Below are 16,376 nucleotides of genomic sequence, written 5' to 3' on the forward strand. Positions count from 1 at the left end.
GGGTGGTCGCGGTCGGTGACGGCGATGGTGGCGCCCGCGTCGGCGAGCACGGCCCGCAGCCGTTCCTCGGGCTGGGCGTCGTCCAGCGGCACGTAGGTGCCGCCGGCCTTGAGCACCGCCAGGATCGCCACCACCAGGGCCGCCGAACGCTCCAGCAGCAGGGCGACGGGTGTCTCGGTGCCGACCCCCGACTCCAGTAGCTGTACGGCCAAGCCGTTGGCCCGGGCGTTGAGTTCGGCGTACGTCAGCTCCTCGCCGCCGAAGACCAGCGCGACCGCCTCCGGCGTCGCGGCGGCCTGCGCCTCGAACAGCTCGGGCACCGCCCCCGGCGGCAGCTCGGCGACGGGCCCGTGCCAGCCGGTCAGCAGCTGCTCGCGCTCCGCCGCGCTCAGGACGTCGATCGTGCCGATCGGCGCGTCGGGGTCGGCGGCCGCCGCCCGCAGCACCCGGACCAGGCGCTCGCCCAGCGTGGCGGCGGTGGCGTGGTCGAACAGGTCGGCCGCGTACTCCACGGCTCCGCCCAGGCCGTTGGCGACCCCGTCGGCGTCGTGCTGCTCGACGAAGGCGAAGGACAGGTCGAACTTGGCCAGCCGCTGGTCGAGGAGGTGCTCCCGGCAGGCGAGTCCGGCGAAGTCGGAGGGGAGGTCCTCGTCGCTGTCCAGCGTCAGCATGGTCTGGAACAGCGGGTGGCGGGCCGGGGTGCGGGCCGGGTTGAGCTGCTCGACGATGCGCTCGAAGGGGATGTCCTGATGGTCGAAGGCGTCCAGGTCGAGCTGTCGGACGCGCTCCAGCAGCCGGCGGAAGCTCGGGTCGCCGGAGGTGTCGGTGCGCAGGACGAGGGTGTTGACGAAGAAGCCGACCAGGTCGTCGAGGCCCTCGTCGGTGCGTCCGGCCACGGCCGTGCCCAGTGGGAGGTCGGTGCCCGCACCGAGCCGGGTGTACAGCGCGGCCACCGCGGCCTGCAGCACCATGAACAGGCTGACGCGCTCCGCTGCCGCCAACTCCACGAGCGCCGCGTGCAGTTCGGCGTCCAGGGTGAGGTCGGCGGCGCCGCCGCGACGGCTGGGCGCGTTCGGGCGCGGCCGGTCGTACGGGAGCGCCAGCTCCTCGGGCGCCTCGGCCAGGACGCCCTGCCAGTAGGAGAGTTGGGTGGCGAGCACGCTCTCCGGGTCGTCCTCGGTGCCGAGCACCTCCTGCTGCCAGAGGGTGTAGTCGGCGTACTGGACGGGCAGCGGCTCCCACTGCGGCTCGGCACCGGCCCGGCGGGCCCGGTAGGCGGTGTCCAGGTCGCGGAAGAGCGGCGGGACGGACCAGGCGTCACTGGCGATGTGGTGCATCAGCACCAGCAGCACGTGCTCCTCGGCCGGGAGCGAGAACAGGGTGCAGCGGACGGGCAGTTCGGCCGCGAGGTCGAAGACGTGCCGCACCGCCCGGTCCACCCCCGCGGTCAGCTCGCTCTCGTCGGCCACCGCCACGGTGGCCACCTCGAAGGACGCGACGGCGGGGCCGTCCGGCTCGGCGATCGCCTGCCGCGGCCGGCCGTCGGTGGCCGGGAAGGTGGTGCGCAGCACCTCGTGCCGGGCGAGCACGTCACGCAGGGCCAGGGTGAGGACGGCGGCGTCGATCTCGCCGGTCAGCCGGACGGCGAACGGGGTGTTGTAGAGCGCGCTCGGGCCTTCGAGCTGTTCGATGAACCACAGCCGCTGCTGCGCGAACGACAACGGGATCAAGGTCTGCCTCCGGCGGGTGACGTGCTGAGCGGGGACGTGGCGGTCGGGCCACCGGGGACGGCCGGTGGCGCGCGCGACCTAGGACGGGCTGCCGGGCCGGCGCATCGGCCTGAGGGCGGGCCGGGCCTTGCGGGCCGCGGGCAGTGCGCCGGCCAGCTCGCCGACCGTGGGGTGGTCGAAGAGGGTGCGGATCGACATCTCGACGCCGAGGGCGGAGCGGATGCGGCTGACCAGCTTGGTGGCGAGCAGCGAGTGGCCGCCCAGGTCGAAGAAGCCGTCGTCGATGCTGACCGTGGCCAGGCCGAGCACCTGGGCGAACAGTTCGCACAGGCTCTGCTCCCGGGCCGTCCTGGGGGCTCGGCCCTCCGGTGCGCGGGTGTGGTCGGGGGCGGGGAGGGCGCGGCGGTCGACCTTGCCGTTCCCGGTCACCGGCAGGGCGTCGAGGACGACGACGGCGGCGGGGAGCATGTAGGCGGGCAGGCGGTCGGTGACGAAGGAGCGCAGTTCGCCGGGGGTGGCCCCGCCGGTGACGTAGACGACGAGGCGCTTGTCGCCGGGCTGGTCCTCGCGGACCAGGGCGAGGGCCTGGCCGACGCCGGGGTGGGCGGTGAACGCGGCCTCGACCTCGGCGAGTTCGATGCGGAAGCCGCGGATCTTGACCTGGTCGTCGGCGCGGCCGAGGAACTCCAGGACGCCGTCGGTGCTCCAGCGCACGATGTCGCCGGTGCGGTACATGCGGCTCCCGGGCTCGCCGTAGGGGCAGGCGACGAAGCGCTCGGCGGTGAGGTCCGGGCGCCCGACGTAGCCCCGGGCGAGGCCCGCGCCGGCGATGTACAGCTCGCCGGGCACCCCGGCCGGGACGGGCCGGAGGGTGTCGTCCAGCACGTACGTCCGGGTGTTGGCCATGGGGCGGCCGATCGGCACCAGGTCCGGCACCGACCCGGCCGAGGGGAGCGGCAGTTGGGTGGCGCAGAGGGTGATCTCGGTCGGGCCGTAGAGCACCCGCACCCCGATCCCCGGGACGGCCGCCAGCACCCGGCGGACGGCGGGCGCGGAGACCACGTCCCCGCCCGTCAGCACCTCGCGCACACCGTCGAAGACGCCCGGCTCCTCCTCCGCGATCACACGGAACAGTCCCGCGGTGACGTGCACATGGGTGAGCCGGTGGGCCCGGACCAGCCCGCCGATGGCGGCGGCGTCCAGGTCGCCCCGCGGCGCGACGACCACCTGGCCGCCGGAGAGCAGCGGCGCCCACAGCTCGTACGTCGAGGCGTCGAAGGCGTGCGGGGCGTGGAAGAGGACCCGCAGCCCGTCGGGGTGCCGCCAGCACGGGTCCGAGGCGAGCTGCACCACGTCCCGGTGGGTGATGGCGATGCCCTTGGGCTTGCCGGTGGAGCCGGAGGTGAACATCACGTAGGCGAGCTGCTCCGGGTGCGGCGTGGCCCGGCGGGTGCGCCGGCGGCGCGGGCCGTCGAACCGGTCCTCGGTGACTGCCAGGACGGGGCAGGGGGCGTCGGTGGCCAGCGGATGGTCCTGGTGGGCGGGGTCGACCAGGACGAGCGCCGCGCCGGTCTCGGCGGTGATCTGCCGCAGCCGCTCGGCCGGGTGCCGGTCGTCCAGCGGGACGTAGGTGCCGCCGGCCTTGGTGACCGCGAGGATCGCCGTCACCAGCTCGGCGGAGCGGTCCATCAGCAGGACCACCGGGGTCTCGGCGCCGACCCCGGCCTCGGCCAGGTGGGCGGCCAGGTGCTCGGCCCGGGAGTCCAGTTCGGCGTAGCTCAGATGTTCCGCACCGGAGACCAGGGCGACGGCATCGGGAGCGGCGGCGACCCGGGCCTCGAACAGCTCCGGCAGGGTGGCGTCCGGGACGGGTACGGCGGTGTCGTTCCAGCCGGTGAGCAGTTGCTCGCGCTCCGCCGCGCTCAGGATGTCGATGCCGCCGATCGGCGCGTCGGGGTCGGCCGCGACGGCGCGCAGCACCCGCAGCAGCCGCTCGGCGAGAGCGGTCGCGGTGGTGGCGTCGAACAGGTCCGTCGCGTACTCGACGGCGACCGTGAGGCCGGCCCGGGGGCTGGGGGCCTGTCCGGCGGATCGTGCCGGGCCCGCGAACGTCCGCCGGGTGGGCCCCTGCTCGGTGAAGCGGAAGGACAGGTCGAACTTGGCCACGTCGAGTTCGAAGGGGTGCTCGGCGCAGGCCAGGTCGCCGAAGGCGGTGGGCACCGCGACGCGGCTCTCCAGGGCGACCAGGGTCTGGAAGAGCGGGTGGCGGCCGGGGATGCGGGTCGGGTTGAGCTGCTCGACGATGCGCTCGAAGGGGATGTCCTGGTGGTCGAAGGCGTCCAGGTCGGTGCGGCGGACGCGCTCCAGCAGCTCGCGGAAGGTCGGGTTGCCGTCGGTGTCGGTGCGTAGCAGCAGGGTGTTGACGAAGAAGCCGACCAGGTCGTCCAGGGCGACGTCGCCGCGTCCGGCGACGGGGGTGCCGAGCGGAAGGTCGGTGCCGGCGCCGAGACGGGTGTAGAGGGTGGCGACCGCGGCCTGCAGGACCATGAACAGGCTGGCGTGCTGCGCTCCGGCCAACTCGGTCAGCACGGAGTGGAGTTCGGCGTCGATGGTGGCTTCCGCCAGCCCGCCCCGGTGGCTCGGCCGGGCCGGGCGCGGACGGTCGTAGGGGAGCGCCAGCTCCTCCGGGGCGTCGGCCAGGGCCTGCTGCCAGTGGGCGAGCTGCCCGGTCAGCAGGGCGGTGGGCTGCTCCTGGGTGCCGAGGAGTTCGCGCTGCCAGAGGGCGTAGTCGGCGTACTGGACGGGCAGTGGCCGCCAGTCCGGTGCGGCGCCGGCCGTGCGGGCCCGGTAGGCGGCGGCCAGGTCGCGGAAGAGCGGGGCGACGGACCAGCCGTCGCCGGCGATGTGGTGCATCAGGACCAGCAGCACGTGTTCGTCGTGCGGCAGGGAGAACAGCGTGCAGCGGACCGGGAGTTCGGTCGCGAGGTCGAAGACCTGGCCGCCGGCCCCGGCCAGGGCGGTGCGCAGCTCCTCCTCGGTGGCCACCGGCACGGCCCGTACGGGAAGTCGGGGAGCCTCGGTGACCAGCTGGTGGGGCTGGCCGTCGGTGGTGGGGACGAGGGTGCGCAGAACCTCGTGCCGGGCCACGACGTCCCCTACCGCCAGCTCAAGGGCGGGGAGGTCGACCGCGCCGGTCAGCCGGACCGCGACGGGCGTGTTGTAGAGCGCGCTCGGTCCCTCGAACTGTTCGATGAACCAGAGGCGTTGCTGCGCGGGGGAGAGCGGGACGAGTGCGGGCCGGTCGGCGGGCCGCAGGGCCGGGCGGGCCGGTCCGGAGACGGGCAGCGCGGTGGCCAGGGCGGCGACGGTGGGGTGGTCGAAGAGGGTGCGGATCGGCAGCTCCGCGCCGAGGGTGGCGCGGATGCGGCTGACCAGTTTGGTGGCGAGGAGGGAGTGCCCGCCGAGGTCGAAGAAGTCGTCGTCGATGCTCACCTCGGGCAGCCCGAGGGCGTCGCCGAAGAGTCGGCACAGTTCCCGTTCGGTCGCGGTGCGCGGTGCGCGGCCCTCGGTGCCGCGGTAGTCGGGGGCGGGCAGGGCGCGGCGGTCGACCTTGCCGTTGGGGGTGACGGGCAGGGCGTCCAGGACGACGACGGCGGCGGGGAGCATGTAGGCCGGCAGGCGCTCGGCGACGAAGGCCCGCAGCTCCTCGGCGGCCGCCCCGCCGGTGGCGTAGGCAACGAGGCGCTTGTCTCCCGGCCGGTCCTCGCGGACCACGGCGGCCGCCTGGCCGACGGCCGGGTGGGCGGTGAACGCGGCCTCGACCTCGCCGAGTTCGATCCGGAAGCCGCGGACCTTGACCTGGTTGTCCGCTCGGCCGACGAACTCCAGTTCGCCCGTGGTGGTCCAGCGGGCGATGTCGCCGGTGCGGTACATCCGGGCGCCGGGCTCGCCGAAGGGGCAGGCGACGAAGCGCTCTGCGGTCAGGGACGGCCGGCCGACGTAGCCCCGGGCCAGTCCGTCGCCCGCGAGGTACAGCTCACCGGGGACGCCCACCGGCACCGGGCGCAGCCCGGAGTCCAGCACGTACGCCCGGGTGTTGGGCAGCGGGCGGCCGATCGGCACCACGGCCGGGGGGACCTCGTCGGGGGAGGTCATCGATCGGCGGGTGGCGAAGGTCGTGGTCTCCGTGGGTCCGTAGACGTGCACCAGCCGCAGGCCCGGGCAGGTCTCCAGGACCCGGCGCATGGCGGCGGGCGAGGCGATGTCCCCGCCGGTCCAGACCTCTCGCATTCCGGCGAGGGACTGCGGGGCTTCGGCGGCCAGCAGGTTGAAGAGTCCGACCGTGACGAAGGCGCCGGAGACCTGCTGCCGGCCGAGCACGTCCGCCAGCTCGGCGATGCCGAGTCGCCCGGGCGGGGCGATCACCAGGCGGCCGCCGGAGAGCAGCGGGGTCCAGAACTCGTAGGTGGAGGCGTCGAAGGCGGTCGGCGAGTGCACGGCCACGCGCGCGTGGCCGTCGTGGCTGAACGCCCCGCCGAGCGTGAGGTCGACGACGGAGCGGTGGGTGACGCCGATGCCCTTCGGCCTGCCGGTCGAGCCGGAGGTGTGCATCACGTACGCCAATTGGTCCGCAGCGATGGACAGTTCGAGGTTTTCGGCGGTCTCGTCGCCGACCGCGAGCGTGGTGAGGCCGGCCAGGGCGGGGTGGGCGCGGTCGGTGACGGCGATGGTGGCGCCCGCGTCGGCGAGGACGGCCCGCAGACGCTCCTCGGGCTGGGCGTCGTCCAGTGGCACGTACGTGCCACCGGCCTTGAGCACCGCCAGCAGGGCGACCACCAGGGCGGCGGAGCGCTCCAGCAGCACCGCCACCGGTGTCTCGACGCCCGCCCCCGCCCGGACCAGTCGTAGCGCCAAGCCGTTGGCCCGGGCGTTGAGTTCGGCGTACGTCAGCTCCTCGCCGTCGGCGACCAGTGCGACCGCCTCCGGCGTCGCGGCGGCGCGGGCCTCGAACAGCTCCGGCACCGCCCCCGGCGGCAGCTCGGCGACGGGCCCGTGCCAGTCGGACAGCAGCTGCTCGCGCTCCTTCCCGGTCAGCACGTCGACGGCGGCGACGAGTTCGGCCGGGTCGGCGACGATCCGGTCGAGCAGGGCGAGGAAGCGGTCCAGCAGGGCGCGTGCCTCGACGGGGGTGAAGGCGTCCGGCTGGTGGTCCAGGCGCAGCTGGAGGCCGTCGCCGGGGGTGAGGGCGAGCAGCAGCGGGTAGTGGGCGCTGTCGACGTCCTCGACCAGGGTGACGTGGGTGGCGCCGCTCGGGTCGGCCTCGTCCAGGGCGGACGGGTCCGGGTAGTTTCCGTAGACCGTGACGGTGTCGAACAGGCTTCCCAGTCCGGCGAGTTGCTGGATCTCGGTGAGGCTGAGGTGCTGGTGGTCGAGCAGCGCGGACTGCTCGTGCTGCAGGCGCAGCAGCAGCTGCCCCCAGCTCTCGGCCGGGTCGAGGGTGACCCGCACCGGCACGGTGTTGATCAGCAGGCCCATCATCCGCTCGACACCCGGCAGGTCGTGCGGCCGGCCGGAGACGGTGGTGCCGAAGAGCACGTCCTCCCGCCCGGTGAGCCGGGCCAGCAGCACACCCCAGGCGGCCTGGACAAGGGTGTTGAGGGTGACGCCGTAGCGGCGGGCGGTGCGGCCGAGCGCCTCGGTGGCCTCTGGGGTGAGACCGGTGTGCTGGCGCAGCGGCAGCCGCGGGGTGGCGGGGGTGCGGCCCGCGGCGAGCAGGGTGGGCTCGTCCACTCCGGCGAGGGCCTCGGCCCAGGCGGTGCGGGCGGCGGCGCCGTCGCGCCGGATGATCCAGCGCAGGTACTCGCGGTAGGGGGCGGCGGGGGGCAGCGGCTGCCGGAAGTACAGGGCCCACAGCTCCTCGGCGAACAGCGGGGTGGACCAGCCGTCCAGCAGGATGTGGTGGGCGGCGGCGATCAGCCGGTGGCGGCCGGGGGCCAGGGTGAGCAGGGTGTAGCGCAGCAGCGGCGGCCGGGCGAGGTCGAAGCGGCGGCCGTACTCGGCGGCGGCGATCCGGTCGGCCTCGGCCGCCGGGTCGGCGTGGGCGGTCAGGTCGAGGACGGTGAAGGGCAGTTCGACCCGGTCCGGGACGGCCTGGACGGGCGGCCCGTCGGGGCGCTGGTGGAAGCCGGCCTTGAGGTTGGGCTGGCGCAGCAGCAGCGCCTCGGCGGCGGCGCGCAGCCGTTCGGCGTCGACGGGGCCGGTCAGGTCGAAGGTGCAGACGGAGGTGTAGACGTCGGCGCCGTCGGTGTCGTACGCGGCGTGGAAGGCCATGCCCTGCTGGAGCGGGGAGGTGGGCCAGACGTCCACCAGGGCGGCGGGGGCGTGGAGTTCGGCGAGCCGGTCGAGCTCCTCCTGGCCGAGGGCGACCAGCGGGAAGTCGGAGGGGGTGTGCCCGCCGGCGTCCGGCCGTTCGGCGTGTTCGGCGAGGGCGCCCAGCGCGGTGAACCAGGCCTCGGCGAGGGTGCGGACCCGCTGCTCGGTGAGCAGTTCACCGGCCCAGGACCACTGGGCGACCAGCAGCGGGCCCTGCGGGGTGTCGACGGTGGTGGCGTCGAGGCCGAGGACCCGGCCGAGCGCCAGGCCCGGGGCGGCGCCTTCGGTCATCGCCTCGGCGCCGGCGAGCACGTCCTCGGCGGTGACGCCCTCGGGCTGGAAGCGGCCCAGGTAGTTGAACTCGACCTGCGGCTCGGCGTACCCGGCGAGAAGTTCGGCGGTGGCCGGGTTGAGGTGGCGCAGCAGCCCGTAGCCGATGCCGTTGTCCGGTACGGCGCGCAGCTGCTCCTTCACCCGCCCGAGGGCGCGGCCGAGTTCGGGGCCGGCGGCGGTGACCTCGGACCAGGGCAGTGCCCCGGGGGCGAGCCGTACGGGGTACACGGAGGTGAACCAGCCGGCGGTGCGGTGCAGGTCGACTCCGTCGACGACCTCCTCGCGGCCGTGCCCCTCCAGGCTGAGCAGCACCGCGCCGTCCGGCCCGGCCGGGTCCGCGCCGCGCCAGTGGCCGAGGGCGAGGGCCAGCGCGGTGAGCAGGACGTCGTTGACCTGGGCGTGGTAGGCGGCGGTGACCCGGGTGAGCAGCGCCTGGGTGGTGCCGGCGGGCAGCACCAGGCGCAGGGTGCCCTCGGTGGCGTAGGTGTCCCGGGCGGGGTCGAGAGGGCGGGTGCCGAGCAGTGGGTCCGGGGTGGCCAGGGTGGCCTGCCAGAAGGGGAGTTCGGCGGCCCGGCGGTCGGTGCGGGCCTCGGCGGTGAGCCGCTGGGCCCAGCGGCGGAAGGAGGTGGGCACCGGCGGCAGCGCCGGCTCCCGGCCCTCGCGGACGGCGGCGAGCGCGGCGAGCAGGTCCTCCTCGACGATGCGCCAGGTGACGCCGTCGACCACCAGGTGGTGGATCACCAGCAGCAGCTGGGCGGGCAGTTCCGGACCGGCGTCGAAGCGGACGGCCTGGAGCATCCGGCCGTCCTCGGGGGAGAGTCGGTCGCGGGCGGCCCCGGTCTCGGCGCGCAGCGCCCGCGCGGTGGCCGGGCCGGCCGCGGTGCGCAGCACGGACTCGGCGGGTACGGAGCCGGGGGCGGGGACGTGCAGGGTCCAGGGGCGCTCGGCGAGCGGGGAGGTACGGGCCCGGAGGGCGTCGTGATGGTCCAGCAGGGCCTGCAGGGCGGCGACCAGGTCGGTGGTCGCCGTCCCGGCGGGGAGGGTGAGCAGGGTGGACTGGTAGAAGCTCTCGACGGCGCCGCGCTGCTCGGACAGCCAGTGCACGATGGGTGTCGGCGGCACCTCGCCCAGGCCGGCCCCCTCGGGCTCGACCGCGACCGGGCCCTCCAGCGGGCGGGCGAGCCGGGCCAGGGCCTCGACGCTCGGGGCGTCGAAGACCGCGCGCGGGGTGAGTTGCAGCCCGGCGTGCCGGGCCCGGGAGACCAGCTGGATGGCCACGATGGAGTCGCCGCCGAGCTCGAAGAAGGACTCGGTGACGCCGACCCGGGGGATCCCCAGCACCTCGGCGAAGAGCCGGGCGAGGGTGTGCTCCAGCTCCCCGGCGGGGGGCCGGCCGCTCTCCTCGCCGGCGCCGAACACCGGAGCCGGCAGGGCGCGCTTGTCGACCTTGCCGTTGGGCGTGAGCGGCAGCCGGTCGAGCACCACGACGGTGGGCACCATGTGGTCGGGCAGCCGTTCGGTGCAGTGGGCGCGCAGTTCGGCCGGGTCGGCGGCGCCGACGGTGTAGCCGACCAGCCGGCGCTCGCCCGGGCGGTCCTCGCGCACCAGCACCACGGCCTGGCGCACCCCGGGGTGGGCGGAGAGGGTCTGCTCGATCTCGCCGAGCTCCACCCGGAAGCCGCGGATCTTCACCTGGTCGTCGGCCCGGCCGAGGAAGTCCAGCTGGCCGTCGGGCCGGTAGCTGCCGAGGTCGCCGGTGCGGTACATCCGTTCCCCGGGTTCACCGAACGGGCAGGCGACGAAGCGGTCGGCGGTCAGGCCGGGGCGGCCCAGGTAGCCGCGGGCCAGGTGCGGGCCGGAGACGTACAGCTCGCCCACGGCGCCCGGCCCGACCGGGCGCAGCCGTTCGTCCAGCACGTGGACGCGTACGTCCTGGCAGGGGTGGCCGATCGGGGGCTGCTCCGTGCCGGTGAGCGGCCGGCTCATGGTGACGATGACGGTGGTCTCGGTCGGCCCGTAGCTGTTGAGCATCAGCCGGTCGCGGCCGAGCCGGGCGGCCAGCTCGCGCGGGATGGCCTCGCCGCCGCCGATCAGGGTGCGCAGGGTGGGCAGTGGGGTGTCCGGCAGGGTGGCGGCCATCGCGGTGGCGACGTCGGCGTGGGTGACGCCGTACCGGTCGATCAGGGCGGCCAGCGCGTCGCCCACCAGCTGGCTCTGCTCGTGGGGGAGGACGAGCGCGGCGCCGGTGGTCAGGGCCACCGCGAGGTCGGAGACGGAGACGTCGAAGCTGAGCGAGGCGGCCTGGAGCACCCGGCTGCCGGGGCCGACCCCGGTGGCGGCGACCTGGGTGCCGATCATGCTGGGCAGGCCGGTGTGGGTGACGGCCACGCCCTTGGGCACCCCGGTGGAGCCGGAGGTGTAGATGACGTACGCGGTGTTCCCGGCGCTCAGCGGCCGCACCCGCTCCTCGGCGGTGAAGGGCGTGCCCGGCCGGCCGGCGAGCGCGGCGAGGTGTTCGGGGGAGTCCAGCAGCAGCCGGGGGGCGCCGGTGTCGGGCAGCCGCTTTGCGGTGGCGGCGGTGGTGAGCACCAGGGCGGCGCGGGAGTCGGTGAGCATGTGGCGCAGCCGCTCGGCCGGGTAGGCCGGGTCGGCGGGGAGCCAGGCCGCGCCGGTCTTGGCCACGGCGAGGATCGCGGCGACGGCCTCGGGGGACTTGGGCAGGGCGAGGGCGACGACGTCCTCGGTGCCCAGGCCGCGGTCCGTGAGCACCCGGGCCAGCCGGTTGGCGCGGGCGTCCAGCTCGGCGTAGGTGAGGGTGGTGTCGTCCGCGTACAGCGCGGGGGCCTGCGGGGTGCGGGAGACCTGGGCGTCGACCAGGTCGGTGAGGGTGGGGCGCGGGTCGGGGCGGGCCGGGGCCCGGTCGGCCAGCCGGGTGGCCAGCGCGGACGGGGTGGGGGCGTCCAGCAGGAGCGGCAGCGGCACGCGGAAGCCGAGCTCGGCCCGCACCCGGGCCAGCAGCCGCACCGCGGCGGGCCGGTCACCGCCCAGCTCGAAGAAGCCCGCCGCGGGGTCGACCGATTCCCGGCCGAGCACCTCCGCGAACAGTCGACACAGCACCTCGGCCGATACCGGCCGCGGATCGGCTCTGTGCGTCTGCTGGTCCCCGGACATGTGCGTCTCTCCCTCGTTGCGGCTTGACCCGCGGGGCGGTCGGCCCGGTCGGCCCGGGGTGTCCGGGCGGCCGGCGGAGCGTGCGGTGGGGTGGTGCTGGTGGGGCGGCGCCGGCCCGGCGCCGCGGTCAGTGGCCGGACAGGTGGGCGACCAGGCTCTTCGGCCGCAGGTCCTGCCAGTGCTGCTCGACGTAGTCGACGCAGTCCTGGCGGGCGGCGGCGCCGAAGACCCGCTGCCAGCCGTCGGGCACCGGGCTGAAGACCGGCCACAGCGAGTGCTGGCCCTCGTCGTTGACCAGGACGAGGTACTCGGCCTCGGGGTCCTCGAAGGGGTTCGCCATCGTCGGTTTCCTCTCTGTTCGGAGAATTACGAGGAGGGGGGAATTACGTCGGAGCGCGGTGAACGGACCATGTCGATTCACCGTTACCGGCTCATTTTTGACGTGTTCACGGCCCCCAGCCGGAGTCGTCCCCGTGCATGGCCGAGGGCCCGGCGGCAGCGGCGGACTGGTACGGTCCGGGGTGGCTCTGGAGGCCGACCACGGCAACCAGCAGAACGGCCAGAATCCCGAGCATCTTGTGAATGCGAGCGGCAAGATCCGTCATGGCGAATTCCTCTTCCTGCGGCGGGCGGTGTGTGCGCTCCTCGCTGTGAACGAATCCTGCCGAGGCTCAAACTGGCGTGGAAGCTCTGGCCGTTATCGGGATCACGCAATGCGGGAACCGGAAGCGTGAACAGACTGTGTCAAAAACGGGCAGATCTGATGCAAAGAACACCTGGTTCTGTCAGATCAGTGGTGGGAGGCGAGGCATGCGCAGGCCCTGGCCACCGCCCGGAACCGGGTCAGTGCCGGGAGCCCCGCCGCAGCTCCTCCCGCACGGTCGGCCAGTCCCCCGCCCACGGCCGACCCGCCCCGGCCGGCGACTCCAGGGCCAGCGTGGCCAGGTAGACCCGCTTGAGCGCCGCCCGCTCGTCCCGCACCCGCCCCGCCGCCTGCTCGATCCGGCGCAACCGGGCGTGCAGCCGCTCCAGCGCGCCCCCGCCCGCGAGCACCCGCCGCGCCTCGGGGCCGAACCGGAACCCGGGCGCCAGCAGCGGCCAGGCCGCCCGCCACACCCGGAACACCTCCCGGTGACCCGGGCCCCACTCCCGCTCGGCCCGGCCCAGCCGCTCCAGCGCCGCCGCCTCGGTCGGCGCCGTGCAGATCTCGCGCAGGGTCCGGGCCAGCCCGCTCCAGTCCTCGCCCGGCGCGTGCCGCAGCGCGGCGTGCAGCAGGTGGGCCACCGAGGTGTGCACCACCGTGCGCGGCCACGCCGAGGCCGCCGCCTCGACCAGCCCGGCCCCCGCGTCACCCACCAGCACCCAGACCTCGCGCACCCCGCGCTCGGCCAACCCGGCCAGCACCTCCGGCCAGTGCTCCCCGTCCGAGGCCGGCCACAGGCCCAGCACCTCGCGCAGACCGTCGGCGGAGATCCCCACCGCCAGGTGCACCAGCGGGCCGCCCGAGCGGCCGCTGCGCACCGAGTCGAGGAAGACCACCGGGTAGACCGGGTCCAGCGGGCGCCCGCGCCGGTCGGCGAGCTCGTCGAGCACCTGGTCGGTGATCACCGAGACGGTCTCCCGGCTGAGTTCCACGCCGTACACCTCGGCCAGGTGCGCCACCAGCTCGCCCGAGCTGAGTCCGCGCGCGGTGAGCGAGACCACCAGCCGGTCCAGGCCCGGCAGCCGGCGGGCCCGCGGCCGTACCGTGCGGGGCGCGAAGCTGCCGTCACGGTCGCGCGGCACCCGCACGTCCACCGGTCCGATCTCGGTGAGCAGCCGCCTGGCCCGCGCCCCGTTCGGGCCGTTGGGGCCACCGGGACGCCCGGCGACCGTACGGCCGTTGGCGCCGGCCGGGCTGTTGGTGCCGGCCCCGCGCAGGTGCTCCTGGAGTTCGAGCTCCAGGGCGCGCTCGATCAACTGCTTGGCGAGTGCCTGCAACAGCCCGCCCTCGCCCAGTAGTTGCACCGCGCCGGAACCGACCTGCGCGGCGGCGGCCTCCGCGAGCTGCCGCACCAGCCGCTGGTCCACCAGCTCGGCCAGGTCCACGGTTGGGGGCTGCGGATCGGGATCAACTCGCAACAAGGGGTGTCCTCCGTCCGTCGGCCGGCCGGTCCACCGGCTGTTCGCTCCGGCCGCCCTGACGGGTCGACGCGTGCAATGCGGCGGCCATCCGCCCGTCACCGGAGCCGGGTACGGTCGTCCTCGCCGTCACCACCGTCGGACGCCGTTTCCGGGCATGCCCGGTTTCGCCGTGAACCGCTGATTTCCGCGCCTTCAGGGCGTACACTCGCGGCTGTCGTGGCCCGGGGGGGATGCGTCCGAACAGCAGGCAGGCACCATCCTGCCCTTTCGGATGCCTGGCTGTAGCCGGTGCGGGCATTCGTGAAAGCGCAATGCCGAAGCCGGAAGGATGCCCAGATGTGCGTATCCCAGGACACCTGCACGGAAAAGGGGACACCCCAACTCTGTGACCGGGGTATCGAGTACTACCGGACCGCCCTCGCCGAGGGCGGCGCCGCCGGACAGGCCCCCGAGTGCCTGCTCAGCATGGGCCTGCTGCGCACCCTGCCCGGCGCCGGGCAGCGGCTCGCTCCCGTCCCGCCCGACCTGGCGGTCACCGGCCTGGCCCGGCCGCTCGAACTGGCCGTACTGGCCCACCAGGAGCAACTGGCCGAACTGCGCACCGCCTTCACCGCCGCCGAGCAGGCCTACCGGGACGTGATGAGACAGGCCCAGCTCCCGATCCGCCTGCTGGCCGGCGAGGAGATCAGCCCCGCGCTGGAGAAGGCCGTCGCCGCCTGCACCGAGGAACTGCGCACCGCCCAGCCCGGCGGCGGCCGCGGCGCCGACCAGCTCGCCGACGCCCTCCCGCGCGACCTCGCCCTCGCCGAACGCGGAGTGCGCCAACGCACCCTCTACCAGCACACGGTGCGCTCGCACGGCCCGACGCTCGCCTACATCGAGCAGGTCACCGCCCGCGGCGCCCAGGTGCGCACCCTCAACGAGGTCTTCGACCGGGTCATCATCTGCGACCGCTCCACCGCCTTCATCCCGGCCGGCGCCAAGCGCGAGGCCGCCGCGGTGCTCATCCAGTTCCCACCGCTGGTCGAGTACCTGCTCAAGATCTACGAGTTGATGTGGGAACGCGCCGAGCCGGTCACCTACCTGGAGGGCCACCACCGCCCCCGGCTGCTCACCGACCGCACCCGCCGCAACGTGCTGCGGCTGATGGTCAACGGCTTCACCGACGAGGCCATCGCCTCCCGCCTGGGCATGAGCACCCGCACCGTCTCCAGCCACATCCAGAAGGCCAGCGAGCTCCTCGGCAGCCGCAGCCGCGGGCACCTCGGCTACATCATCGCGCGCGAGGGCGTGCTGGACGAACCGCTAGACGAACTCTGACGCCACGTCGGACGGATGCCGCGGCGCGGCCGGAAATTCGTTCGCGTCCCACGGGCCGGTCGGCGAAGCTGCCCGGATGCAGCGAGCGAACAGCCGGACCGTGACGGTCGATCTCACCCATGAGGACGAGTACTACGGGCAGTTGGGTCCGTTCGAGGCGGACCTCGGATGGTGGTCCTCGGTGGACGGCGTCGTCGCGCGGGCGACGGAACTGGCCGGAGTGCCGGTGCTGGTGACCAGACTGGTCGACGGGCACAGCGCGGACCCGGGCCACGGCGGCCGGGTGCGCTACCACGCCGAGGCGCTCCGGCGGCCGACCGCCCTCGCACCCCGCCCGCTGGACGGCGGGACGGCCGCCCTGCTGGCGCCCGCCGCCCGACGCGCCGCCTGGGCCACGCCCGAGGGCCTGCGCGAGGCGCTGGCCTGGGCGCGGACCCGACTCGCCGCCGTGGGACGACCGGCCGGGGCCGCGCGGCAGATCCGGACCTGGAACCTGTCCGCCCTCTTCCGCCTCCCCACCGCCACCGGCACCGACGCCTGGCTGAAGACCACCAGCCCGCGGTTCAACGCGCGCGAGGGGGAGGTGATCGCGCTGCTCGGCGCCGCCGACCCCTCGCTCGTCCCGGCCGTCCTCGCCGCCGACCCGGCCCACGGCCGGCTGCTGCTCGACCACATCCCCGGCGAGGACTGCTGGAGCCCGTCCGCCGGGACCGTCGCCGACGTCCTCCCGCGTTTCGTCGCCGCCCAGGCGGCCCTGGCCGGCCGCCCGAGCGCGCTCGCCGGCCTGCGCGACCGCACCCCCACCGCGCTGCACGCCCAGTTCACGGCGCTGCTGGACCGGCTCCCCGCCGAAACCGACCTGACGGCCGGGGAACAGCGGCGGCTGTCGGACTTCGCCGCCCGGCTGCCCGCGCTGCTGGACGAACTGGCCGCCTGCGGGCTCCCTGAGACGCTGCTGCACGGAGACTTCCACCCCGGGAACTGGCGCACCAACGACGGCCGCCCGGTCGCGGTCGACTACGCCGACGCCTGCCTCGGCCACCCGGCCCTGGACGGTCTGCGCCCCCGCGCCTACCTGACCCCGGAGGCCTGGCAGCACGCCGCCGTGGTCTGGACGACAGCCTGGCGCGAGCACGCCCCCGGCTCGGACCCGTGCCGCGCCCTCGAACTCGCCGAGCCGCTGTACCACCTGTCCTACGCCCTGCGGTACCAGGAGTTCCTGGACCACATCGAGCCCAGCGAGCGTCCGTACCACGAGGGCGACCCGGCCGCCGAACTGCGCGCCGTTCTGGCGGCGGACGTTTCGACCTGCTGAATGTGGGCAGC

7 protein-coding genes are annotated in these 16,376 nt (G+C 74.9%); 2 read left to right on the forward strand and 5 right to left on the reverse strand.

Annotated elements, in window-relative coordinates; genetic code table 11:
• From ACIRVF_RS25110 to ACIRVF_RS25130, 5 genes are all read right to left on the reverse strand, one after another.
• The coding region (locus ACIRVF_RS25110; RefSeq protein WP_402821876.1) for a condensation domain-containing protein at positions 1 to 1,730 on the reverse strand (1,730 nt) is incomplete at its 3' end.
• A 78-nt stretch (positions 1,731 to 1,808) separates the two neighbouring features.
• Positions 1,809 to 11,606, reverse strand: a complete 9,798-nt coding sequence (locus tag ACIRVF_RS25115; protein WP_402821879.1) for an amino acid adenylation domain-containing protein — start codon at positions 11,604 to 11,606, stop codon at positions 1,809 to 1,811.
• A 127-nt stretch (positions 11,607 to 11,733) separates the two neighbouring features.
• The gene (locus ACIRVF_RS25120) at positions 11,734 to 11,946 is read right to left on the reverse strand and encodes an MbtH family protein (RefSeq protein ID WP_030280678.1); all 213 of its coding nucleotides are present in this window, start codon (positions 11,944 to 11,946) and stop codon (positions 11,734 to 11,736) included.
• A 106-nt stretch (positions 11,947 to 12,052) separates the two neighbouring features.
• Positions 12,053 to 12,211, reverse strand: a complete 159-nt coding sequence (locus tag ACIRVF_RS25125; RefSeq protein ID WP_402821882.1) for a hypothetical protein — start codon at positions 12,209 to 12,211, stop codon at positions 12,053 to 12,055.
• Between the two features lie 238 nt (positions 12,212 to 12,449).
• Positions 12,450 to 13,694 (reverse strand): IS256 family transposase, encoded by a 1,245-nt coding sequence (locus ACIRVF_RS25130; RefSeq protein ID WP_402821885.1) that lies wholly within the window; start codon positions 13,692 to 13,694, stop codon positions 12,450 to 12,452.
• A 372-nt stretch (positions 13,695 to 14,066) separates the two neighbouring features.
• On the opposite strand from ACIRVF_RS25130, the gene ACIRVF_RS25135 reads away from it, so the two are divergent.
• Together ACIRVF_RS25135 and ACIRVF_RS25140 are read left to right on the forward strand one after the other, a co-directional pair.
• On the forward strand, positions 14,067 to 15,050 hold the full coding sequence (locus tag ACIRVF_RS25135; RefSeq protein ID WP_402821887.1) for a LuxR C-terminal-related transcriptional regulator: 984 nt from the start codon (positions 14,067 to 14,069) through the stop codon (positions 15,048 to 15,050).
• Between the two features lie 76 nt (positions 15,051 to 15,126).
• Positions 15,127 to 16,365: a phosphotransferase family protein gene (locus ACIRVF_RS25140; protein ID WP_402821890.1), complete on the forward strand. Its 1,239-nt coding sequence runs from the start codon at positions 15,127 to 15,129 to the stop codon at positions 16,363 to 16,365.
• Positions 16,366 to 16,376 lie beyond the last annotated feature (11 nt).

This window comes from Kitasatospora sp. NPDC101157 (genome assembly GCF_044768255.1).
Taxonomy (GTDB): domain Bacteria; phylum Actinomycetota; class Actinomycetes; order Streptomycetales; family Streptomycetaceae; genus Kitasatospora.